Source organism: Bacillus sp. FSL K6-2971, assembly GCF_038006405.1.
Classification (GTDB): Bacteria; Bacillota; Bacilli; order Bacillales; family Bacillaceae; genus Bacillus; species Bacillus pumilus.
Map to the genome: position 1 here is coordinate 3,660,089 of NZ_JBBOVD010000001.1, position 23,828 is coordinate 3,683,916.

24 protein-coding genes and 1 pseudogene are annotated in these 23,828 nt (G+C 39.9%); 13 read left to right on the top strand and 12 right to left on the bottom strand.

Annotation, left to right across the window (positions count from 1 at the left end; translation table 11 throughout):
- Positions 1-152 precede the first annotated feature (152 nt).
- From MHI33_RS19475 to MHI33_RS19495, 5 genes are all read left to right on the top strand, one after another.
- Complete coding sequence (locus MHI33_RS19475) at positions 153-1,040, top strand: transporter substrate-binding domain-containing protein (protein ID WP_044140120.1); 888 nt, start codon at positions 153-155, stop codon at positions 1,038-1,040.
- Between the two features lie 40 nt (positions 1,041-1,080).
- Positions 1,081-1,758, top strand: coding sequence for an amino acid ABC transporter permease (locus MHI33_RS19480; protein ID WP_080772963.1), 678 nt, complete (start codon positions 1,081-1,083; stop codon positions 1,756-1,758).
- Positions 1,759-1,768: 10 nt separating this feature from the next.
- Entirely contained in the window at positions 1,769-2,509 is a 741-nt protein-coding gene (locus MHI33_RS19485; RefSeq protein WP_113767789.1) for an amino acid ABC transporter ATP-binding protein, read from the top strand.
- 193 nt (positions 2,510-2,702) lie between these two features.
- Positions 2,703-3,911, top strand: a complete 1,209-nt coding sequence (locus tag MHI33_RS19490; RefSeq protein ID WP_340913253.1) for an ammonium transporter — start codon at positions 2,703-2,705, stop codon at positions 3,909-3,911.
- An 18-nt stretch (positions 3,912-3,929) separates the two neighbouring features.
- Positions 3,930-4,277 (top strand): P-II family nitrogen regulator, encoded by a 348-nt coding sequence (locus MHI33_RS19495; protein WP_003214763.1) that lies wholly within the window; start codon positions 3,930-3,932, stop codon positions 4,275-4,277.
- Between the two features lie 80 nt (positions 4,278-4,357).
- On the opposite strand, the gene MHI33_RS19500 is transcribed toward MHI33_RS19495, so the two are convergent.
- Complete coding sequence (locus MHI33_RS19500) at positions 4,358-5,254, bottom strand: peptidoglycan DD-metalloendopeptidase family protein (protein WP_065097882.1); 897 nt, start codon at positions 5,252-5,254, stop codon at positions 4,358-4,360.
- Positions 5,255-5,370: 116 nt separating this feature from the next.
- On the opposite strand from MHI33_RS19500, the gene MHI33_RS19505 reads away from it, so the two are divergent.
- Positions 5,371-5,880 (top strand): GNAT family N-acetyltransferase, encoded by a 510-nt coding sequence (locus tag MHI33_RS19505; protein ID WP_065097881.1) that lies wholly within the window; start codon positions 5,371-5,373, stop codon positions 5,878-5,880.
- Positions 5,881-5,912: 32 nt separating this feature from the next.
- On the opposite strand, the gene MHI33_RS19510 is transcribed toward MHI33_RS19505, so the two are convergent.
- The 3 genes from MHI33_RS19510 to MHI33_RS19520 are packed head-to-tail and all read right to left on the bottom strand — an operon-like array spanning position 5,913 to position 8,798.
- Positions 5,913-6,443, bottom strand: a complete 531-nt coding sequence (locus MHI33_RS19510; RefSeq protein WP_106067008.1) for a TlpA family protein disulfide reductase — start codon at positions 6,441-6,443, stop codon at positions 5,913-5,915.
- Positions 6,440-6,997 carry a MauE/DoxX family redox-associated membrane protein gene (locus tag MHI33_RS19515; RefSeq protein ID WP_185107727.1) on the bottom strand — a complete coding sequence of 186 codons (558 nt, stop codon included), beginning with the start codon at positions 6,995-6,997 and terminating at the stop codon, positions 6,440-6,442. The genes MHI33_RS19510 and MHI33_RS19515 overlap by 4 nt, the downstream gene beginning before the upstream one ends.
- Position 6,998: 1 nt before the next feature.
- Positions 6,999-8,798: an ABC transporter ATP-binding protein gene (locus MHI33_RS19520; protein ID WP_044140127.1), complete on the bottom strand. Its 1,800-nt coding sequence runs from the start codon at positions 8,796-8,798 to the stop codon at positions 6,999-7,001.
- Between the two features lie 98 nt (positions 8,799-8,896).
- On the opposite strand from MHI33_RS19520, the gene MHI33_RS19525 reads away from it, so the two are divergent.
- The gene (locus tag MHI33_RS19525; RefSeq protein ID WP_126741268.1) at positions 8,897-9,406 is read left to right on the top strand and encodes a thiol:disulfide interchange protein; all 510 of its coding nucleotides are present in this window, start codon (positions 8,897-8,899) and stop codon (positions 9,404-9,406) included.
- 48 nt (positions 9,407-9,454) lie between these two features.
- Here MHI33_RS19525 and MHI33_RS19530 read toward each other — a convergent pair whose 3' ends face one another.
- Positions 9,455-9,856 carry a hypothetical protein gene (locus MHI33_RS19530; protein ID WP_185107725.1) on the bottom strand — a complete coding sequence of 134 codons (402 nt, stop codon included), beginning with the start codon at positions 9,854-9,856 and terminating at the stop codon, positions 9,455-9,457.
- Positions 9,857-10,383: 527 nt separating this feature from the next.
- On the opposite strand from MHI33_RS19530, the gene MHI33_RS19535 reads away from it, so the two are divergent.
- The 4 genes and pseudogenes from MHI33_RS19535 to rpsN all read left to right on the top strand — a co-directional run bounded on the left by MHI33_RS19535 (position 10,384) and on the right by rpsN (position 12,660).
- Positions 10,384-10,806, top strand: a complete 423-nt coding sequence (locus tag MHI33_RS19535) for a DUF5362 family protein (protein ID WP_065097876.1) — start codon at positions 10,384-10,386, stop codon at positions 10,804-10,806.
- Positions 10,807-10,948: 142 nt separating this feature from the next.
- Positions 10,949-11,098, top strand: coding sequence for a 50S ribosomal protein L33 (gene rpmG, locus MHI33_RS19540; protein WP_340913265.1), 150 nt, complete (start codon positions 10,949-10,951; stop codon positions 11,096-11,098).
- 80 nt (positions 11,099-11,178) lie between these two features.
- Positions 11,179-12,375 (top strand): GTP-binding protein, encoded by a 1,197-nt coding sequence (locus tag MHI33_RS19545; RefSeq protein WP_050944430.1) that lies wholly within the window; start codon positions 11,179-11,181, stop codon positions 12,373-12,375.
- A 16-nt stretch (positions 12,376-12,391) separates the two neighbouring features.
- Positions 12,392-12,660, top strand: a pseudogene (rpsN, locus tag MHI33_RS19550) (30S ribosomal protein S14).
- 253 nt (positions 12,661-12,913) lie between these two features.
- Here the strand turns inward: rpsN and moaA are convergent.
- Both moaA and fdhD read right to left on the bottom strand, forming a co-directional pair.
- The gene (gene moaA / locus MHI33_RS19555) at positions 12,914-13,921 is read right to left on the bottom strand and encodes a GTP 3',8-cyclase MoaA (protein WP_065097872.1); all 1,008 of its coding nucleotides are present in this window, start codon (positions 13,919-13,921) and stop codon (positions 12,914-12,916) included.
- 10 nt (positions 13,922-13,931) lie between these two features.
- Complete coding sequence (fdhD, locus tag MHI33_RS19560; RefSeq protein WP_065097871.1) at positions 13,932-14,720, bottom strand: formate dehydrogenase accessory sulfurtransferase FdhD; 789 nt, start codon at positions 14,718-14,720, stop codon at positions 13,932-13,934.
- Between the two features lie 135 nt (positions 14,721-14,855).
- Between fdhD and MHI33_RS19565 the strand changes: the two genes are divergently transcribed.
- Positions 14,856-16,121, top strand: a complete 1,266-nt coding sequence (locus tag MHI33_RS19565; RefSeq protein WP_065097870.1) for an L-lactate MFS transporter — start codon at positions 14,856-14,858, stop codon at positions 16,119-16,121.
- A gap of 82 nt (positions 16,122-16,203) precedes the next feature.
- Positions 16,204-18,552 carry an FdhF/YdeP family oxidoreductase gene (locus tag MHI33_RS19570; protein ID WP_340913270.1) on the top strand — a complete coding sequence of 783 codons (2,349 nt, stop codon included), beginning with the start codon at positions 16,204-16,206 and terminating at the stop codon, positions 18,550-18,552.
- A 52-nt stretch (positions 18,553-18,604) separates the two neighbouring features.
- Here MHI33_RS19570 and MHI33_RS19575 read toward each other — a convergent pair whose 3' ends face one another.
- From MHI33_RS19575 to MHI33_RS19595, 5 genes are all read right to left on the bottom strand, one after another.
- On the bottom strand, positions 18,605-19,282 hold the full coding sequence (locus tag MHI33_RS19575) for a VWA domain-containing protein (RefSeq protein ID WP_065097868.1): 678 nt from the start codon (positions 19,280-19,282) through the stop codon (positions 18,605-18,607).
- An 82-nt stretch (positions 19,283-19,364) separates the two neighbouring features.
- On the bottom strand, positions 19,365-20,063 hold the full coding sequence (locus MHI33_RS19580) for a VWA domain-containing protein (protein ID WP_340913877.1): 699 nt from the start codon (positions 20,061-20,063) through the stop codon (positions 19,365-19,367).
- Positions 20,064-20,388: 325 nt separating this feature from the next.
- Complete coding sequence (spoIID, locus tag MHI33_RS19585) at positions 20,389-21,414, bottom strand: stage II sporulation protein D (RefSeq protein WP_340913272.1); 1,026 nt, start codon at positions 21,412-21,414, stop codon at positions 20,389-20,391.
- A 256-nt stretch (positions 21,415-21,670) separates the two neighbouring features.
- Positions 21,671-22,978, bottom strand: a complete 1,308-nt coding sequence (murA, locus tag MHI33_RS19590; RefSeq protein ID WP_034660278.1) for a UDP-N-acetylglucosamine 1-carboxyvinyltransferase — start codon at positions 22,976-22,978, stop codon at positions 21,671-21,673.
- A gap of 32 nt (positions 22,979-23,010) precedes the next feature.
- Entirely contained in the window at positions 23,011-23,745 is a 735-nt protein-coding gene (locus MHI33_RS19595) for a YwmB family TATA-box binding protein (protein WP_044140140.1), read from the bottom strand.
- Between the last annotated feature and the right edge of the window lie 83 nt (positions 23,746-23,828).

Consider the following 23,828-nt stretch of genomic DNA (forward strand, 5'->3'; position numbering starts at 1 on the left):
TATGTTCTGGCATGTTTCCTTCCGTTATTATGAGATTCATTTCCCTTTTTTACCCTGATCAATTCAAGTTCTCTCTTGGAAAAGCAAGACATACATTTTAAAAAGGGCGAGTGTTGGAAAAACACATATAAAATTGAGAATATGAGGAACAAATGGTAAGATGCTACACATATTTAAAAGCCTACTTTCTCCTTATATGGAGAACGGCTGAAAAGGAGGAGAAGCTTATTATTAAGAAAAGACGGTTTTGGGTCCCAGCCCTTTTCTCGGTTGCAGTATTACTTCTGTCTTCGTGTGGTTCAAATGAAACAAATGGGAACGGAGATAAACGTAATTCTACAGCGAAAGGGTCGCCAATTTTGGAGGATGGAAAATTTATATTTGCAGCATCAGGTGAATTTCACCCGTTCAGTTACATGGATGGGAATCAGATGTCAGGCTTTGATATCGATGTAGGCAATGCGATCAGTGACAAACTAGGCCTTGAGCCTATACAGAAGAAATATAAGTTCGCAGGCATTGTCGAAGGTGTGAAATCAGGAAAATTTGATGCGGCAGTTGCAAGTCATACCATCAATGAGGAACGAAAAAAACACGTCCTTCTTTCTAAGCCCTACTACTACTCTGGTCCGCAAATTTTCACAAGACCTGAAGCAGACATTCAACATGCTGATGATTTAAAAGGTAAAGAAATTGCTGTTTCAAAAGGCTCGTCCTACGCTGATATTGCAAAGGAACATAGCGGGCAGGAACCAAAATATTACGACAGTGATGTAGTCGCTTTAGAAGCACTAGCCAACGGAAAACACGATGCAGTCGTGACGGATTTCGCCACAGGTGCAGAAGCCATGAAGAAAAAATTAAAGATCGAAGCGCAGGAAAGACTCGGACAAAGCGAGCAGGCAATTGCTGTATCTAAAGAAAATGAACAGCTCATAAAAGAGATCAACGATGCGATTGACGCATTAAAAAAGGACGGAACATTAAAACAAATTAGCGAGAAATACTTTGATGAAGACATCACGGTCAAACAAAATTAAAACCACGATTGTGCGCCTTTTTTAGGCGCACTTTCTTCAAATGGAGATGATTGTTTTGCCTAGCCTATCACATTTTTTTCAGACGCTGATTGATTCAAGAGGTATTTTTTTAGAAGGTATGCTACTCACGTTACAGCTCACTGTGATCAGCATCTTTATCGGCATGTTCATCGGGCTCTTCTTTGCTTTATTGAAAATATCACGCGTGACTGTCTTCGGTTATATCGCCAACGCCTATATCTTCCTTGTACGAGGCACACCACTGATTGTTCAAATTTTCATCCTATATTTTGGACTGACAGAATTAAATATCCCCGACTTCTGGGCCGCTTCCATTGCGCTCGCCTTTCATAATGGAGCGTATATAGCAGAAATATTCAGAGGCGCCATCCAATCGATCGATCAGGGGCAAAAAGAGGCAGGACGCTCTCTTGGCATGGGACGTTTTCTAACAATGAGACGCATCATTCTCCCGCAAGCGATGCGACGCGCCCTCCCCCCTCTTGGCAACCAGTTCATTATCGGCTTAAAAGATTCATCACTCGCCGCCTTTATTAGCGTCAATGAACTATTTAACGTCGCCACGACCCAAGGCTCAAACAGCTTTGACAATATGACCTATTTACTTGTTGTAGCCGTCTATTACTTAGTTCTTGTCCTGCTGTTAACATTCGCTGTCCAAACCTTTGAGAAGAAACTATCAGTCAGTGACCATTAGGAGGAGAAACATGACAGAATCAAAGGAACTCATTCGTGTTGAAAAACTCAATAAACACTTCGGAGAACTGCATGTTTTAAAGGATATCGACCTCACTGTTTATGAAAATGATGTGGTCGTCTTAATTGGAGCCAGTGGCTCTGGAAAAAGCACCTTGCTCCGCTGTATGAACTTTTTAGAAATCAAAAATGATGGAGAAATCATCATTGATGGCAGCCCTGTTCATCCAAAACGCGATCAATTAAACGAGATGCGGCAAAAAATAGGCATGGTGTTTCAGCATTTTAACCTCTTTCCGCATAAAACTGTGCTTGAAAACATCATCGAGGCGCCTGTTATGGTAAAAAAAACAAAAAAGACTCAAGCTGTATCAGAAGCCAACGTCCTGTTAGAAAAGGTCGGACTTGCGGATAAAGCCAACGTATATCCTTCTAAACTATCAGGCGGTCAAAAGCAGCGTGTGGCTATTGCAAGAGCTCTTGCCATGAAACCAGATGTCATGTTATTTGACGAACCTACGTCCGCCCTCGATCCAGAGCTTGTAGGCGAGGTACTGCAAACAATGAAAAGTCTCGCAAAAGAAGGCATGACGATGGTTATCGTCACACATGAAATGGGCTTTGCAAAAGAAGTCGCCGATCGTGTCGTCTATATGCACGAAGGCCGTATCGTCGAAGAAGGCACGCCATCAAAATTGTTCGATTCTCCTCAAGAGGAACGAACCAAGTTGTTTCTCAGTTCCATTTTATAGGTCAAACGCCCTTTATTTTTCGTGCTCAATGCACGTTTTTTCTCATATTTCACGAACTTTTCATCCATTTATATTGAATATAACCAAAAACCATGTAAGATTAACTTACACGAATATGTTATATATGACTTTTCTCTCTATAATGAAGAATTAAGAAATCAATTAATTCTGAATGATTCAGGGGGAATGCAGCATGCAAATGGGTGATACAGTATTTATGTTCTTCTGCGCACTACTTGTGTGGTTAATGACACCGGGTTTAGCCTTATTCTACGGAGGACTCGTGAGAAGTAAAAACGTCTTAAGTACAACCATGCACAGCTTAACTTCACTAGCGATCGTCTCTATCGTATGGATCATGTTCGGCTATTCCTTGGCTTTTGCGCCAGGCAATGCATGGATTGGAGGCTTAGACTGGATTGGACTAAAAGGCGTTGGCTTTGAACCTGGTTCCTACAGTGAGACCATTCCACATTCATTGTTCATGATGTTCCAAATGACCTTTGCCGTCTTAACAACAGCCATCATCTCAGGTGCCTTTGCTGAACGAATTCGTTACTCAGCGGTCGTCGTGTTTACACTCCTTTGGGTCACATTTGTATACGCGCCAGTCGCACACTGGGTATGGGGCGGCGGTTGGATTGGCGAAATGGGTGCACTCGACTTCGCTGGAGGAAACGTGGTTCACATTTCATCAGGTGTTGCAGGTCTAGTCGTAGCGATTGTGCTCGGGAAGCGTAAAGAAGCAGCAAGCTCTTCTCCTCACAATTTGATTTATACCCTTCTTGGCGGAGCTGTCATTTGGTTTGGATGGTTTGGCTTTAACGTTGGAAGTGCTCTTACCTTAGACAGTGTCGCAATGTATGCCTTTATTAACACCAATACAGCTGCTGCTGCGGGAATCATTGGCTGGCTGTTAGTCGAGTGGATGATCAACAAAAAACCGACCATGCTCGGCGCGATTTCTGGAGCCATCGCAGGTCTTGTGGCAATTACACCTGCCGCAGGTTTTGTCACACCTTTTGCTTCTATTATCATCGGAATCATCGGCGGCATCGTGTGTTTCTGGGGAGTCTTCTCACTCAAAGCCAAATTTGGCTATGATGATGCACTAGATGCATTCGGGCTTCACGGAATTGGCGGGACTTGGGGAGGAATTGCAACAGGGCTTTTCGCAACAACCTCTGTCAATGACGGCGGAACCAATGGCTTATTTTACGGAGATCCCAGCTTACTTTGGAAACAAGTTGTTGCTATTGTAGCCACCTATGCCTTTGTAGCTGTTGTGACATACGTGATCATCAAAGTGGTCAATCTCTTCTTTAAAATTCGCGCAACTGAAGAAGAAGAATCAGTGGGTCTTGATTTAACCATGCATGGGGAAAAAGCTTATCAAGATTAATGAAAAAGGGGTGTCTCTATGAGCAAAATGTATAAAGTGGAGATTGTCACACGTCCAGCCAATTTTGAAACATTAAAGGTGGAGCTTGGAAAGATTGGTGTCACTTCCATTACCTTTTCGAATGTACACGGCTGCGGTTTACAAAAGGGACATACAGAGCTATACCGCGGCGTCAAAAAGGAAAGTAATGTGTACGAACGATTAAAGATTGAAATCGTCCTAAGCGAAGTACCTGTCGAACAGGTCGTTGAAACAGCTCAAAAGGTACTTCGTACAGGCGAACCAGGGGATGGGAAAATTTTTATATATGAGATAGAAAATACAATCAACATTCGGACAGGTGAAGAAGGACCTGCCGCACTCTAAACCATCCCCCGCCGAGTGCGGGGGATTTTTTAAAGACAGAAAAAAACCTCTGCATGATTCATATACAGAGGTTTCAAGACTTAAGATTGTTTTGTTTCTTCAGATTGACTGCTGTCTTTAGAGGAATTAGAAGACTTTTCTTGATCAGAGGATTTCCCCTTCTCATCAGACTTTTCTTCAGATTTTTCTCCAGCAGGCTCTTTGGCCTTATCTTCAGCAGCAGGTTCCTTCGTTTTTTCATCAGCTTTTGGCTGAGCAGGTTCTTTTGCTTCTTCCGTCACTTCTTGCGCGGCCTTTTCAATAGTCGAAACAGGCTTGTCAATGAAGCTAAGTGGATTAAGCGCTAAACCTTCCATACGAATTTCAAAATGCACATGGTTGCCGCTTTCAGCACCATAAAGATTTTTACCAGAAGCACCGATGACATCATTCTGCTTCACTTCATCGCCTTCTTTAACACTCACTTGTGACAACGATTGATAAACAGTCGATAATCCATCTTCATGTTCAATTTCAACGACGTGACCGAGAACTGGATCTTTTTTCGCTTGAACCACTGTTCCACTAAGAGCAGCTGTGACATCAAACACTTTGCCATCTTTATCTGCAAGATCAATACCTTTGCTCAAGGTATAGGTGTTATTATAGTTTACAAGTGCTGCTTCTTTTTCTTTTTGATCAGCATCTGCTTCATAGAACTTTTTCACGACAGAAACATTATCAGAATTCTGGACTGGCATGGCAACATTTTCAATTGGCTTTCCAACTTCAACGGCATCATCACGCTGTTCTTGCCCTGTTTGATTTCCATCAGATAGTTGGTCTTTCACATCTTTTGATACAGCTTGATACCAAAGAACGGCTGTTAACACGACCGCTGCGCTGACCAAGTAAATTGCAGGGAATACCCAGCGCTTACGGAAAAATTGCTGAACTTTTGTGATTTTGGAAGTACGTTTCTTTTCTTCCTCTCTCATTTTTCATCACCTCAGCAACATTCTGAACACTTTTCAAAAAATATATACACACGAAATCATTTTTCTTTTTATTTTGCGCAATCGCATCAATAATATGTATGATGAATGAAAAAAAGATGGGGGACTTTAATGTGAAAACTTTCAACCGTATAGCAACAGAAGATGACCTCAAAGCAATCGTTGATATTTACAATTCGACTATTGCTTCAAGAGAAGTAACCGCCGATACAGAACCAGTTTCAGTTGAAGACCGCCGGCAATGGTTTTTGAATCATTCAGAGAAAAGACCTCTCTATGTGAAAACAGATGAGGATGGACATATTTACGGCTGGCTCAGCTTTGAAACGTTTTATGGAAGACCTGCATACAACGGGACCGTTGAAATGAGTATTTACTTAAACCAAGACTATCGAGGGCAAGGCTTAGGATCACTTTTTTTACAAGAGGCCATTGAGTTGGCACCTTCACTAGGCATTCGAACATTACTCGCCTTTATTTTCGGGCACAACGAAGCCAGCATTCGATTATTTAAAAAGCACGGCTTTGAAACATGGGGTCACTTGCCACGCATCGCAGAAATGGACGGCAGCAGGTACGATTTAGACATTCTAGGAAAAGAATTATAAAACGAGCGTCTCTCCAACAAAGAGACGCCTTTTTATGATGCGTGTAACAACTGTTCAAACTGTTTCGCATTTTGAACAGCCTTTCTTTGGAGGATGATGCCATGTTCATCTATCAGAATCGCTTGCGGAACCACAGTTACCCCATACAGCTCCATGATTTGCGAAGAGCGCACATACACAGCTTGATCAGGCAGCAATTGAAGAAGCAATGCATCATCTCCTTGTTCATCTCCATTGATGAAAATGAATTGAGTATCATCGCTAGAAATGTGCTGACGCATATCAGACAAAATGCTTTTGCATGTCATACAAGTGGTATTTACAAATAACAGCATCACGGCTCTTCCGTTCTGTAAATACTCCTTTAAAATAACCTTATCTCCTAAATGTGTATAGCTTCGAAATAACGGCGCAGCATCACCAACATCCGCTTCCTTTAATTCAATCCCATCAAGGGATTTAATTTTACTCATAAATTTTCCGATAAAGCGGGCAAGCAAAAACACGACCGCCAGCTGAGCAATGACAATGAATAACACAATAATTAGTAGAATATCAGTCATTTCACTTGGTCTCCTTCTATAAACGATTCAAATTGATTCATCCATTTTCTTTTGAACATCATGATTGTTTTCCCCACTGCTATAATCAAACAGACAGCCACTGCAATCAGAAAACAAATAATATGAAATGGCCACGGAATTGTTTCTACATAGGGATGTACATAAAACAACCCAATCACAAGAGCCAGCATCGACACATTACGAATCACAATTCCCCAGTGAAGGCGGTCATTTTCAAGCAAACCTCCACAGCCGCATGAAATGTGACGATGTCCTCTCAATAAATTGAAGGTGACCGCTCCAGTATAGATACATAAAAGTGCTGTAAGACCAATCGCAGGTACAAGAGACATGTTCCACACGAACAATAAACCCGTACAAGCCAATTCAACAGTCAAAAACAAATAAAACATGGGCGCCGTGAGCGCAGGAGGCAGCAGTCGATAAGCATTCATCTGCTGAATATGCGCCGTTTGTTTTCTCACTTTATCAAGCCATGCACCTGCAAAGATGATTCCTAATAAATAGACACCTATAAAATAAAAGACACTCACCTTACGCCATCTCCTTTTGTTGAAATAGTTGGGATTGTGCCTCGTAAAGCCTTTTGTACTCTCCATCTAGCGCCATTAGCTCTTCATGGTTCCCCTCTTCAACGAAAGCACCATCTTTCATCACGATAATCCGGTCTGCTAAGCGGGCCGCTCCCATACGGTGGGTGATAAACAAGACCCCTTGATCCTGCGTATGATCGAATAGCTTTCGAATGAGTGAAATCTCCGATAGCGGATCGAGAGCAGAAGTCGGTTCATCTAAAATGATAAAATCACTTTCTCTAAAAAAGGTTCTCGCCATCGCAAGCTTTTGCCATTGTCCCCCAGATAGTTCATGACCTTCTTCAAAAAACCGGCCAAGCTGCGCATCGTATGTTTCTTCCATTTGATGAATTCTTTTCTCTATGCCTGCTTGCCGTGCAGCTGAGATCATGCGCTCTTCCTTATCTATTTCGTCGATACGGCCAAATCCAATGTTTTCTTTCACAGTGAATTCGTACTTCATAAAATCTTGAAAAAGGACGGCCATTCTCGCATGATATGATTTTTTATAAACGGTCGATATCGATTCACCATTGACCCTTTGCATATTCGGCTTGTCTGGATCATATAAACCGGTCAAGCATTTAATCAAGGTCGTCTTACCTGATCCGTTATCCCCCACCAATGCAATGCGTTCACCTTTATCGATATGAAAATGTATATGTTCAATAGCAGGCGTTTTCATATTCGGATAGGTAAAAGAGAGATTTTCTAGCGTAATGGACTGAATACATTCAATCCTACGAAGCGATGCCGCTTCCTCTGTCTGCTCATCAATTTCTTCTTCTCTCTTTTGAAAAGTTCTCATTTCATCAATATAGAGACTCGTTTCATATAAACTAGAACATTCCCTCGTCAAATCCTGAAAACCACTTTGAATATTTTGCACAGCTTGGAGCACAGCAACAAACGTACCCGCAGCTAATTTCTTTTGAAAGATAAGAAAGACAATAAAAAGACCACAGCACACATAGGCAAATGTCATAAGCAATCCGCCTGCCATCTCCCAGCGAACCTGACGTTTTAGTAATTTATATTTTTCATCTGCACTTTTTACATAATGACCTTGCCATTTTTGAAGAAGATAATTTCCAATTCCATATAAACGGATTTCCTTCAATGAATCTCGCTGCGCAACAAGATCAGACACATACATTTCTCTTCGATCATTGGCCGTTAACATGCGGTTTAATTGATACCGTGCACCTCCAAAGAAAAGCTCAATCCACAAGACAGGCAGAGTACATAAGATCAGAATGACCGCCAAGCCCCAATGGATACCAATCATATAAATGAGAAGTGATACAACAGTAATCAATGCGCTCATGATTGTAAAAATACTTCTAACCATACTCAGAACATGCTGATGACTGTTCATCACACGTTGACTTTCATTATAAAAAGACGGGTGTTCAAATGTAATATATGGAAGCCTGATCGCTTTTTGAAGCAATTCACCCTTCAAATGCAAACCAATCAGATTTGTCGCTTTCTGCTGACTAAGCTGAAGAATGAATTGAAGCCCATATCCTAAAATCACAATGACCATTTGCAACCCAAATAACCTTAAGACCTTTTGAATATCTCCTGAAGAAGTCATGAATAAAATAATTTCATTAATCAATGTTTGAATAATCCAGACACTAGCCAAAGGCATAAAGCCAACGATCACTTGGATTAATAAAGTTAATAGAAGATATGATCGACTTCTTTTCCAAGTATAGGAGATTGCATATAAACAATGGTTCACTGTACTCATCAAACGCTCCACCTTACACCATTTAGTATAATTGACATATTTTTGATATTTATATTATGATAGCTCTGCGTAACTTCATTCTGAGAGGACGATATACGATGACTTCAATCTTACTTTTACAGCTAACTCTTATTCTTTGCAGCCTTTTATTGACGATCGGAATCATGATCTATTTAAAACACCAGATGGAATTAATCATCTTACCGATCCAGCATGTTGGACAAAAATTTGTTCATCCGCTACTTGAAAAAACATCACCTATTCAAATAAATGATCTACTGCAAACCAATCACAAGCAGCAGTTGCTTATATTCACTGACACAGCATGTCCGCATTGCATCCCATCACTGGAACAATTCCTAGAAACGAAAAAGCAGCGTCAATTAGACATTTCTTTTAGTATTTTGCTAAAGAATGGGAAAGAAGAGGATCAAGAATTATATCGTGATAACCAAACCAACATGCGAATTATCTCAGTGGACGAACAAATGATAGGCGTCTTTCATATTGAAGAGTTTCCATATTACATCATGGTAGAAGAAGATGAAACAATCTCATATGCAGCCCCTTTTCCGGATGGTCTTTATTCAAGGTTTTCTGCAAAATAAACATAAATGAGGCATGTGAAGATAAAAAACACACGCCTCATTTTTTTATTAGTTTGAATCTGCCTGTATATCCTGATCCTTTTCCCTTGCGGCGATTTCACTCGCTTCACTTGAAGCTGTGGCTTGTTCCTCAGCTTGTTCAAACTCACTGCGAGCCTCATTTGAAATATCTACTTGGTCACCATGCTGATTCACAGTAACGGACGAAGAAGACGATTCTTTTTGAACCTCTTTCTCTAGTTCCTTTAATTTAGACACATGAAGCTCTAAATCTTTTCCTTGCTGAACTAGAGTCAGTTGTTGAAATAATGCCTTTCTCTCTTCTGGAGAATGGTCGCCTTGAACAATTTTCGCTGCTTGGTTTAAAAAAGAATTGGATGTTTGACTCGCTTGACGACTGTTTGACGTCTGCATAGCATTTGTTAAGAATGAAATTGAAGATATGCTCATGCGTTCACATCCTATTAAATAAAATCCTTGAATTTAGCAGCCACATCTAATGCGTTCTTGGCTAGTACAAATCTCACCTGTATCACGATCCACGTAGTAACGGAAAGTTCCAACACCTTGAAGGAAACAAGTTGGCGCTGATTTGCATGAAGTGACTAATTTTTGCAAAATACATCTTGAAGCTGCAGGTTGAACATTGGTCATTTTGTTTAAGAAGCGATCTAACATATGAATTCCACCTTCCAATTTTTATGGTAATACAACACAATAATAACCAATTACAAGACAACTAACAACATATTTTGATAATTTTACTAATTATTTTTAACTACTAATCTTATTTATGACATAAATTGACGTTAAAATTCATAGTAAATGTTACTTTTATCTTATTGGAAGATAATTTATTTATCCATAAATAGTAAAGTGAAGATAGAAATTTTTAAAAATTGTTCTACATTCACTCTTCCTAAAGTACTACCTGCTCAAGTATGATAAAGAGTGAATACATAAAGGAGTGAACACCATTGCAACAAACTGAGAAAATCATTCAATCTCTTCATTCGATCACAAAGTGGGGAAAAGTTGGTAGTATATTTCTCTATATTTCAGGCGGCCTAGCAATTCTTATTGGTTTTTGGCTTGTTCTTCCTGCTGCCCTTGGCGTCTTCCTCATTATGATGGGAATCCATGTACAAAAATCTGTAAACGCAGCTGAACAATTAATTCAAGCTCCTGATACTTCTTATGAAGAGTTATTAGAACAATATGCTAAGATGATGAAAATGCAGACGCTATTTGCCATATCAAGTATTGTCGCAGCCATTCTCTCATTCATCGCCATTATCCTGATGCTGATATTAGGCGGTCTAGCATTTCTTCAAGAAATTCCTAGTGACATTCAGCACTACGAAGGTGAATACGAAGAAGAGCTTGGTGACTTTTATTAATGGAGGGGGTATCAATGAACATTTGATACCCCTTTTGTTTGATATTTGGCATTGTTTTACCCTTCTAAGCTTGACATTCTATCTTGATCATTTTAAAATACAAATCGTAACAATTACGAATTAAAGGAGGGTCCTATTACTGATGCGTGTAAAAATTACCTTAGCCTGTACTGAAACTGGTGACAGAAACTATATCACAACAAAGAATAAAAGAACGAATCCGGACCGACTGGAGTTAAAAAAATATTCTCCTCGGTTAAAGAAATATACCCTTCATAGAGAATCAAAATAATTTTTAGGTTTCAAATCGTAATCATTACTTTTTAAGAGAGGCGGAAATTAACATGAGCATTGGCAAAGGGACAGAAGGAAATGAATAAACGAATACCCGTTACAGTATTAAGCGGTTTTTTAGGAGCTGGAAAAACAACGATATTAAATCATGTACTACAAAATCGTAAAGGGTTAAAAGTAGCTGTTATTGTTAATGACATGAGCGAAATCAATATTGATGCAGAACTAATCAAACAAGGCGGTGAGCTCTCTCGATCAGATGAGAAGCTAGTTGAATTATCCAATGGTTGTATTTGCTGCACATTAAGAGAAGATTTGTTAATCGAAGTAGAGCGCCTATGTAAGACTGGCCATATTGATTATATTGTCATTGAGTCAACAGGTATTAGTGAACCTATTCCAGTCGCGCAAACTTTCTCTTATATTGATGAAGAAATGGGGATAGATTTGACGCGCTTTTGCCGGCTAGACACGATGGTCACCGTTGTAGATGCGAACCGTTTCTGGACCGACTTCCAGTCAGGAGAAAGTCTATTAGACCGTAAACAAGCCGTTTCCGATGATGACGAACGAGAAATTTCCGATTTACTTATTGATCAAATTGAATTTTGCGATGTGTTGATTATCAATAAGTGTGATCTAGTATCAAACTCAGAATTAGACCGACTTGAGCACGTGCTGACCACACTTCAACCAGAAGCATCTATCATCAGAACCTCAAAAGGGCAAGTAAAGCCAAGTGACATTTTAAATACTGGTTTATTCGATTTTGAAAAGTCCAGTGCTTCTGCTGGCTGGATTAAAGAAATCAACGCTGGGCATTCTCAGCATACGCCAGAAACAGAAGAATACCAAATCTCCTCCTTTGTTTATGAAAGAAGACTTCCCTTCCATACTGGCAGGTTAAATAATTGGTTAGATCAGATGCCAGAGCAAATAGTTCGCGCTAAAGGATTTACATGGCTTGCCACACATCATGATTTAACCATTTTAATTTCACAAGCTGGAAAATCTGTTGCGATTGAACCAATTGCCTACTGGATTGCTGCCTTGCCTGAGCAAGAAAAAGCACAGATATTAAAGCAAGAACCAGAGCTTCTTGATGAGTGGGACGCAGAATTTGGTGACAGGCATACAAAACTTGTGTTTATTGGCGTAGATTTACCTAAAGCAGATATCATTCGCACACTTGATCAATGCTTACTCACACCTGAGGAATTTGATCAAGAATGGACTACGTTTGAAGACCCCTTTCAATGGAAAATCCAACATTAAGCCAGGAGGGTTTTAAGTGGCAAAGAAATCTAAAATTGCTAAAGAAAAAAGCGGCAGCAGCTTGTATTGAAATATGCAGACTTAAGAAAAGAGTTGAAAGAAAAAGGTGAATATGAAGCTTTACGGAAATTACCTAGAGACTCTTCCCCTTCTCGCTTAAAAAACCGCTGTGAGTTAACCGGTCGTCCTAGAGGTTACTTACGAAAATTTAAAATGTCTAGAATTGCTTTTCGTGAGCTTGCCTATCAGGGCCAAATTCCAGGAGTGAAAAAATCGAGCTGGTAAAGATTGAGTTGATCTTATCACAGCTCCCATAAAAGTAAAGCAGTAAAAAATGTTGAAAAATCTATTTTCTAAGCATATCCCAACCTTTTTGAGCCACAAAATAACATTTTAAAAACCAGCAGAGTTTCTGCTGGTTTTTGATCATGACAGGATTCTAAGATGAATAGACCTATTTCTATAAAAGGATTTTCAACAATGATTATGACATTTTCTCTACTTTTCAAAAAATCATGATCATGATACTTTGTTGTCACTACCCACCGATGTATGACATTTCAACTTTTTTCTGATCTTTCTTCTGCTCTCTCTCAGCTGAATATTGATCATCTCTATTCGACCATAGTTCCTTCAATATATTCTTTATATCTTCATTATCTTTTGTTGAGCGAATCACCCGCTTCAGATCAAAACCCGATGATGCAAAAAGACATGTAAACAATTCACCGCGAGCAGAAAGTCTCGCTCTATTACATGTTCCACAAAAAGCATCTGAAACAGAAGAAATAATGCCTATCTCTCCTGAACCATCTTGGTAAAAGAATCGGTTGGCTACTTCACCTGGATATTGAGGAGGTTCTGGTTTGATGGGAAATGTTGAATCAATTAGACCAATGATCTCTTTCTTTGTCATGACATGCTCTAGATTCCATTTGTTCGTATTTCCGACATCCATAAACTCGATAAATCTGAGAACATGTCCTTCTTTTTTAAAGTAAGCTGCCATTGGTAAAACATCCTGATCATTCACACCTTTTTGAACAACCATATTGATCTTAATAGCAAGTCCAGCTTTTTTTGCAGCTTCAATCCCATCAAACACTTTTTGGATAGAAATATTCCTTCCGTTCATTTGCTTAAAACGGTCAGGATTTAATGAATCCAAACTAATGGTGACTCTTTGAAGACCTGCTTTCTTTAACTTATCAGCATATACAGGTAAAAGCGTTCCATTAGTTGTCATAGCAATATCTTCGATTCCTGGAATTTTTGAGAGCTTTTCTATTAAGATAGGTAAATCTTTTCGCATTAAAGGTTCACCACCCGTGATGCGTATTTTTACCACACCTAGGTCCTTTGCAAAAAGGGTAGCAAGCTGTTCAATTTCTTCGAAACTAAGCAGTTCTTCTTTATTCAAAAAAGGATAATCTGGTCCAAAAATTTCAGCAGGCATACAGTACGTACATCTAAAGTTACAGCGATCTGTTACTGATATTCTTAAATCGCGCAATGGTCGATGTCTCCTATCCAATATACTGTCCATACTTTGCCTCCTATTCTGTTATACGCTGATGGTGAGTGTAGATATTAAAAGATTCTCCTCTGACAAATCCAACTGTCGTGATATTTAATTCTTCTGCCATATTAAGCGCCAGCTCAGTAGGTGCTGATTTTGAGATGACGATCGACACTCCTAGTTTTGCTGCCTTCAATAGAACTTCTGACGATATCCGGCCGCTAAACACAAGAATTTTATCTCTAAGTGGAATTTGATAAAGTAAACAGTATCCATAGATTTTATCTAATGCATTATGTCTTCCTATATCAGTTCTAGTGATGAATAGCTTTTCTGTATCACACAGTCCAGCATTATGCACACCACCAGTATGTTGAAACAATTGACTTTCTTCTTGTAAACATTTCATTAGACGTATACAAGTATCAGCAGAAATGTTGATTCGATCAATGGCTGTTTTTGCTGTTTTCACATCTTGGAGAAAATAAAAATGTCTCCCTTTCCCACAGCAAGAACCAATCACCCGCTTTGTAAAATCTGATGACTGAAATCGGCTTGAGTGAACTAAATCAACATAGGCAAAGCCCATACTTTCATCTATTGTAAACCTTTTAATCTCATTTTCAAATCGAATGACTCCTTCTGAAGCTAAAAAACCGATCACCAATTCTTTCAAATGATCTGGTGAACAAACAAGTGTTACAAATTCCTCTCCATTCACGATCACAGTTAAAGGAAATTCTTCTACAACTTCATCTGTTTTGCAAGTAAATTGACCTTCACGGTATCGGTGTATGACTCGTTTCTTTTTAACAGAAGGATTCATTGTATGACCTTCCTTTCAGCACAAATTTAGTTATATGAACCAATCAAATTGTGATATTATTTTAAAAAGTCATAAAAATGTAACATATTTCTATCTTATCAAACTTTTTGATTGCTTTATATGGGGGGGAACAAAATGAACAAATCGAAAAATCGCTGGCTCATCGCAACAAGTGCTGTAGGAATTCATTTGTCTATTGGGTCTGTTTATGCTTGGAGTGTTTTTACGAATCCTTTACATCAGGCCTTTCAGTGGTCACTCACAGAAATAAGCCTGACCTTCAGTATTGCTATTTTATTTTTAGGATTATCTGCTGCTTTCATGGGGCATTTCGTTGAAAGATATGGTCCAAGGGCATCAGGGCTCTTCTCAGCCATTTTCTTCGGTATCGGGATGACAGGGTCAGGATTCGCTGTCCACATGTCCTCACTCCCTCTCCTCTATTTATTTTATGGTGTACTCGCTGGGATAGGATTAGGGGTAGGCTACATTGCACCTGTATCAACTTTAGTGAAATGGTTTCCGGACCGAAGAGGACTTGCAACCGGCTTAGCTATTATGGGTTTTGGATTTGCGTCTCTTATTTGCAGCCCAATTATCCAATATCTCATTGAAAAAGTAGATATCACAAATACCTTTTACATTCTTGGAATTTCCTATTTTATGATCATGGTGATTTCGTCTCTTTATTTATCACCACCAACACCTGATGACATCAAACAATTTGATGTGTTAAAAACAAATCAAAGAAAAATCCCTCAGGATTTATCACAGCTTACAGCAAATGAAGCGATCAAAACACGACGTTTTTATTATTTGTGGCTCATGCTCTTTATTAATATCACATGCGGAATTGCCATTATTTCAGTAGCATCGCCTCTTGCTCAAGAAAGTGTTGGATTCACTGCAGGTGCTGCAGCTACCCTTGTTGGCATTTTAGGTGCTTTTAATGGTTTAGGACGGATTGGCTGGGCTTCCTTCTCAGATTATATCGGAAGGCCGAATACGTATACAATCTTCTTTAGTATCCAGCTCATTGCTTTTCCTTTACTTCCCTACTTAAAAGAACCACTCGTTTTTTCAATCGTGATGGCAATCATTTATACGTGCTATGGAGGAGGGTTTGCCTCAATTCCAGCCTATATTGGGGATTTATTTGGCACGAAACAACTTGGTGCCATACACGGTTATATTTTGACAGCCTGGGCAGCTGCTGGTTTAGCAGGACCTTTATTTTCATCCTTTATCCGGGATATAACAGGTAACTACACGCAGAGTCTGATGGTGTTCTCTGGCTTATTTTTCATCGCTTTTATCATATCTCTTCTCATACGGAAGGATATTCAGCAGCTTAGAGAAACAAACCTTACTGCTGCTGCTTCTGTCTCATCCCGACCTTAATTTGAATTTGACAGAATCACAATCTAAAGGTAATTTTTAGATATGAAAACGCTTTATAAAGTAATAGGAGGGTGATGATATCATGGGGAAAACAAAACATAAGGGGCCTATTAAGCTTAATAAAAAACCCTCACCAAAGCTATGGGCCTCTTTTGCGCCTATGGGACTTGGAAAAGTAAAGCCGAAACACATTCGAGATACGATGAAAGTGGCTTGGGAGAACAAGGATAATCTCCCCTATGCATATCGTATTTTAACGCAAGGCGTGTGTGACGGCTGTGCCCTTGGTGTTTCAGGGTTATATGACCAAACGCTCGCAGGACCTCATATATGCACCACAAGACTAAATGTACTTCGTCTTAATACAATGCCAGCTATTGATCCAAAATGGTTTGAAGACATTCAACAACTCAAACAAATGGACAGCACTAATCTCCGCAAACTTGGCCGTATCCCTTATCCACTGATTCGAAAAAAAGGTGACAATGCCTTTATGCGTATTTCTTGGGATGATGCATTAGATCAAATCGCAGCTAAAATCAAATCAATTGATAAACGGCAGCTCGCTTTCTATTTAACAGCTAGAGGAATTACAAATGAAGTCTATTATACCGCTGCGAAGGCAGCTCGCTTTATCGGGACAAATCATATTGATAATGCGTCTCGCATTTGTCATTCACCGAGCAAAACCGCTCTTAAGCGATCTCTTGGCATAGGAGCCTCCAGCTGTAATTACAACGATTGGATCGGAACAGATGTCTTAATTTTTTGGGGATCTGTCGCAGCAAACAATCAGCCCGTTTCCACTAAATATATGTATGCGGCGAAAAAGAAAGGAACCAAAATTATTGTCATCAATCCATACAAAGAACCTGCCATGGAAAAGTACTGGGTTCCCTCTATTCCAGAAAGTGCTTTATTCGGCACAAAAATCGCAGATGATTTCTATCAAGTCAATATAGGCGGCGATATTGCGTTTATGAACGGTGTCATCAAACATTGGTTTGACATGGAGCAACACGCGCCCCATTCCGCTCTTGATCATGAATTTATTCAAGCTCATACTACCGGCATACAGGATTTACAGCAGCATGTCACACAGTTGAAATGGGACGACCTTGAGGCATCATCAGGCTTATCAAAAGAAAGAATGAAGGAATTTGCCATCCTTCTTGCCAATGCCAATTCAGGCGTTTTTATTTGGAGCATGGGTCTTACCCAGCACCGCTTTGCAACGGATAATATATCACAGGTCGCTAACCTTGCTATGTTACGTGGATTTATTGGCAGGAAACATTGTGGTGTCATGCCAATTCGCGGGCATAGCGGTGTTCAAGGTTCTGGTGAAATGGGTGCTGACCCATTTGTTTTGCCGGGCAGTGATTTTGAAGAAGAGAATATTGAAAGAATCGAAAATATTTGGGGGTTTGACATTCCGAAATGGCATGGTGACACCATTGGGCAATCCTTTGAGAAAATGGCTCTCCCAAAAGAACATCCGCAAAAACTCAAAATGCTGTTTACGAGCGGCGGGAACTTTTTAGAAACGATGCCAAATCCAGATGCGATCGAAAAAGCATTATCTGAGCTTGAACTCCGTGTCCATCAAGATATCATTTTGAATACCTCTACGCTAGTAGAGGCAGAAGAGACGGTAATTGTTCTGCCTGCTATGACAAGATATGAACAGCCAGGCGGCGGTACATCAACTAGTACGGAACGCATGGTATATTTCAGTCCAGAAATTGAAGGACCTCGGATTGAGGAAGCCAGAGCAGAATGGGATATTTATATTGATCTTGCAAAAAGAGTACGCCCACAAGATGCTGAGCTGATTCATTTCGAAACGGCTGAAGACATTCGCCGTGAGATTGCGATCGCAAATCGAAACTATGATGGCATCCAGCATTTACGTCATAAAGGAGACGTTTTTCAATGGGGAGGTGCCTGGCTATGTGAAGACGGAGAGTGTCCAACACCGGACGGCAAAGGACATCTTCTTCCTGCCCAGCTGCCTCAATACCGAAAAACCGAGGGACATTTTAATATCACGACAAGAAGAGGAAAGCAATTCAACTCGATGATCTATAGTGAAAAGGATGCCTTTAATGGTGGGAAGCGTCATTCTATCTTGATGAATGACGAAGATGCTAAAGAGCTTTATGTCAAAGAAGGTGATCCAGTTGTTTTGTTTAATCAATATGGATCCTACCAAGGAGTCGCTCAATTCGGGGAGTTGAAACGTGGCAATATCGCTGTTTACTGGCCTGAAGGGAACGTTTTAATTCCAAAGGGTGTGTATGAGAGCTACTCACAGATTCCCGAATATAATACGGTGGCTATATTAGAAAAAGCTGAAACCTTTCATGCAAGAAAAGACCAGCACTACGTGGAGAAACGAATTGATGAATTAGAAACCACTTTGAATTGATCTTAAACTAAAAAACAGCTGGGGAAAACAATCCCCAGCTCCCATTCATATCCTACTGACCAAAAGCGCTCGCTGCATTTTGTAGAATGTGATTCAATTCTTCGGCATTTGCAGCCGGTTGATATTGTCCACCGCCTGCTTTTGCAACAGACTTTAGACTTTTGGCTTCTTTTTCATTCACGTCAAAGCCGATGATATTAACAATGGTGTCAATTCCGCCTTCATGTAATTCCTTTGCTGCTTGTGAAGGGCTTCCTCCACAAGTTTCTTTACCATCACTGACGACATAGACAATGTTTTTCCCTTCAGCCTGGTGATCTTCAAAATCTTGCTTCGTATCTGTTAATGCTTTTGCAAGTGGTGTCCATCCAGTTGGCTTATACACATTCAGTGCTTGCTGAAATGTTGATGACTCATATGATCCAAATCCATAAACGGCTTCAGAGCTTCCACAAGAAATTGCTTTTCCAGCATTTTTATTGGTTCCTTCATGACCAAATACACGAAGAAGGACTTGTGTATCATCTGATAAAATACTTGCGAAGCTTTGAATAGAACGTTTGGCGATATCGATTTTCTTTTCGCCTTCAATTGATTGCGCCATGCTGCCGCTTAAATCGAGTAATATCACCACATGAGCCGGCTCCTGTTTTTTTGTCACAGCATGAGCTGGTGAAGAAAGAAGCAGGACAAGACTAGCCAAAATGGTTAATACAATATTGCGTTTCATTCATAAAAACCTCCCTTTTTACATTTGTACAGAAAAAGAGAAACGAAAGCATACATCAATCGTTTCCCTTTTGTTCAGCAAGTTATTCGTGTAGTTTTAATGATTCTGCTGACAGGATAGAACCCATTTCTTTACCAGTGCTTGCTTGGTAGTAATGGCCTTTACCAGCTTTGGCTACTTGCTTTAATTGACCTTCATAGCCATCGTTAAAGTCTAATCCAATGACATTAACAACAGTCGAGCCTTTTGAGTTATGCAATTCTTTTGCTACTTTTACTGGATCCCCGCCACAAGTTTCTTCGCCATCAGTGATGAGGTACACAATATGTTTTGTTCCATTATTAAGCTGTTCATCCGCTTGCTTTGCATGTTCAAGAGCACGAGCAATCGGTGTCCAGCCATTTGGTCCAAGTCCGTTTAAAGAGTTTTCAAAGCTTTCTTTTTCGTAAGGCTGTACGCCATAAACGCCTCTAATGACTTCACATGATTGAGCTTTACCTGAATTTTTGTTGTTTCCTTCAGAGCCAAACAAGCTCATACGAATTTTAGCGTCTTTTGGAAGTGACTGAGCAAATTTAAATACCTCTTGTTTTGCGAGGTTAAATTTGCGTTCTCCCTCTACTTTTCTTGCCATGCTTCCACTTGCATCAAGTAAGATGGTGACTCTTACATCTTTGTTATGTTTTTTGACTGTAGATGCTTTTGCAAATACTGGTGAAGAGATTGACATAGATAATGTCAATACAGCTAAGGTTACGAGTGTAAATACTTTTTTCAACATCATTTTTTCCTTCCTCCCTATGTATTAAATTGAAACATCTTAATCGTAAAATATTCTGTCTTGGAATGGTATAGGACTCGGTCCCTTTTTCTCTTTCATCAAAATCACTAAAAATCTGTCAGTTGTCTAGATATATTCACCCAACACATCATTTTTTCTTTTGTTTTCTCCTTCTTTCGAGGGGCTTTGTATCGGCCATCGGTTCTTGTCGGGACGTAAATGTTTAAGATTTCCTGAGGTGCGTCTTAAGTCGCAAATTGACACATTCTGTTCAAACCTCTTGGAACACACAAAAAAGATGCCCCCATTTTGAGGCACCTTTGCTTTATTTTTTAGCCATATATGTGTTAAGAAAACGATCAGCTGATTCAATTTGAATCCCTTTATAATAATGTTTCACGATAGCATCTACTTTTTTGCCTGACTGTGCCATATAATGCGCACCGTACTGACTCATTCCAACACCATGGCCATACCCTTTTGTCGTGATGATAATTTGCTGGCCCTGTCGTTCCCATGTAAAGTCCGCTGAGTGAAGCCCTAATGACTCTCGAATATCTCTACCTGACAGTGTTTTACCGTTTATTACGGCTTTCGCCACTTGATTTCCAGGTGTCCGTTCTACAATCTGTCCTACCTGAGCCTGCTGAGTGAGCGTCACACCTAATTTTTGCTGAAATTCACTAACTGGGATGGTTTTCTTGTTTTGAAATTTTTGCGATTTTTCGTCCCATTTACTTGAGACACTTTTCAAATATGGGATTTCATTTTTCCAATAAGCTTCCGCATTTTCCGTTTTCCCGTTACTTGTTGAAAAGAATGAGGCATCAATTGGTTTCTCGTCGTAGGTCAACACTTTTCCTTGTGTGCTAGCGACAGCTTCTGTGACTTTTTTTAACTTCCAATTGTACGCTTTTCCCCAAATTTTCTTGAGTTCCTGCTTGTTTTTATAAACTTGGAACATTTGGGTATCATCTACAAGAGAGCCCTTTGGTGATTTGACGGTCTTATCGATGATCATTTGTCTGACGATATACGTTCTTGCGGCGAGTGCCTGTGCCTTAAGTGCTTCCATCTCAAAATCAGCTGGCATTTCAGATGCTACGACACCGATCACATACTCTTCTAAGGGGATGTTTTCTACCTGCTGATGAGCTGAACGATAGACGGGGATAGCGACGGGTGATTGCTTCAATTTGACTGTACCCTTCACTTCTTTTTTAACTGATGGCTCCGCTGATACATGCTGGCTTGCCTCCGGTTTCCCTTGAAACGTCGGCAACACAAGTAAAGTTGGAATCATTAAAATAATGATGCATATTCCTGCGATTGTCCATATCATTGGTTTCATATTTGGCTGCCCCCATTTGTCATTGAATCTCTTTTATCCTATGGGCGGGGACAAGCTAATATGACAGCTTCTTTCATTCGGTGGACAAGTCTTTTGATGAAGATAAGAGGCTGTTTATCAACTGATTTTACTGTTCGTCTTTATGAATAAAATTTAAGATGGCTGGATACACTAATGATAAGCTTTGAAAATAAATCATTCTATGATTCTAAAAAAAAATCAGCATGCCCCAATGGACACACTGATTTCTTTATGATTACGCGTTCAGATCTGATACAACTTGTTCTTGTGTCACATCTGCTGTTTCATCATTTACTCTTTCAATATCTGCACCGATTGCTGCAAGCTTCTGGTGGAAGTTCACATAACCACGATCGATATGCTTCAACTCAGTGACACGTGTATGACCTTCTGCTACTAATCCAGCAAGTACAAGTGCTGCTCCTGCTCTTAAATCAGTCGCTGACACTTCAGCACCTTGAAGTTGAACCGGCCCGTTGATAATGACAGAGCGACCCTCAATTTTAATATCACCATTCATACGGCGGAATTCTTCTGCATGCATAAAGCGGTTTTCAAATACCGTTTCTGTGATCATGCTTGTTCCGTTCGCACGAAGCAATAGCGCCATCATCTGAGATTGCATATCCGTTGGGAAACCAGGATGTGGCATTGTTTTTAGATCGATTGGCTTGAGCTCAGATGGTCCAATGACTCTTAAACCTTCTTCTTCTTCAATGATCTGAATACCCATTTCTTCCATTTTTGCTACAAGTGATGTCATGTGCTCCGGCACTGCGCCTTTCACAAGAACATTTCCTTCTGTAATGGCTGCTGCCACCATGAAAGTACCTGCTTCAATTCTGTCAGGGATGATGTTGTGTTTTGCACCGTGAAGTGTTTCCACACCTTCGATTTTGATTGTACCAGTACCAGCTCCGCGAACCTTACCACCCATGGCATTGATGTAGTTTGCCAAATCAACAATTTCAGGTTCTTTTGCTACGTTTTCTAAAATCGTTGTTCCTTCAGCTAATGCTGCTGCCATAATGATGTTTTCAGTTGCGCCAACACTTGGGAAATCCAAATAGATTTTCGCACCTTTTAAACGGCCTTTAACTTCAGCCTCGATGAAACCATTTCCTACTTGAATTTTAGCTCCCATTGCTTCAAAGCCTTTTAAATGCTGGTCAATTGGTCTTGAACCAATCGCACACCCTCCAGGTAATGCAACTCTTGCATGACCTGTTCTTGCTAAAAGTGGTCCCATGACGAGCACAGACGCTCGCATTTTACGGACATACTCAAACGGAGCCTCAGTTTCTAGTGCATGAGATGCATCCACTGATACTTCGTTATTTTCAAAATGTACTTCTGCTCCTAAATGACGTAACACTTCATTGATTGTATATACATCGGAGAGCGTAGGTACATCACAAATTACGCTTTTTTCTGTACTTGCTAACAAAGATGCAGCGATAACTGGTAAAACGGCATTTTTTGCTCCTTCTACTTTAACTGTGCCGTTTAACTTTTGACCGCCGCGGACGATGATTTTTTCCAAGGTCTTCCCCTCCGCGTCCCAAATTCTCTATATTAATATTCAGTCGTTACGATTGGTGTGCCAACCGTAATCGTATGATTTTCGTTCATTTCCGAACTTCTGATGGCAATTTGAACATTCATTTTATCATTTGAAGTCATAATGAACTGTTCCCACTTATCTGTGTAAGCGGAAAGCGACACAAAATTAGACTCAACGAGATACTCAACTGGTTTTGCTTGAAATTCATTTGCTAACATTTCAGCTTTTTTTTGCAAAACAACATCCATCATACCATTTACATGACCATCGAGACAAGTAAAAATTACAAATTTCTCTTGTAATATGCTTTTTGCATGACGTACGAACTGATCATATGTATGCTCCCAGGTATTCAGTGGGCGAGCACCTTTTTGCTCATATAATAAATACGACTTTTGATTGGATTTTGTGTCGGTCTTCACGAGTAAAATTTTCGATAATGTATCATTTTTTTCATCTTTGTAAATTCCTGTGACTTTGGTGACATGTTCTTCTTCTTTTTCGGTCCACTCATACTGTCGTAGTTCGTCTTTGAAACGTTTCACTTTTTTTGAAAATTGTTCGGATGAAATGTCTACATTTGTTTTGGCGTGAAGAGTCCATCCATCTACTTCAATTTGCTGGTTTTTTAGACCTTCTGCTATTTGGACGAGCGGAGAAGATTCTTCCGCACGAACACCTTGAATCATCAGAACAAAAAAAAGAATAAACGCAAATAATGGCCAACCTTTTACATACTTTCTCACTTGTCATTCCCCCTTGCTACAAGTGTTGCCGCAAGGAGGTCTATGCATACGTGGAAAAGTCATCAAAGGCCATACTTTTGACA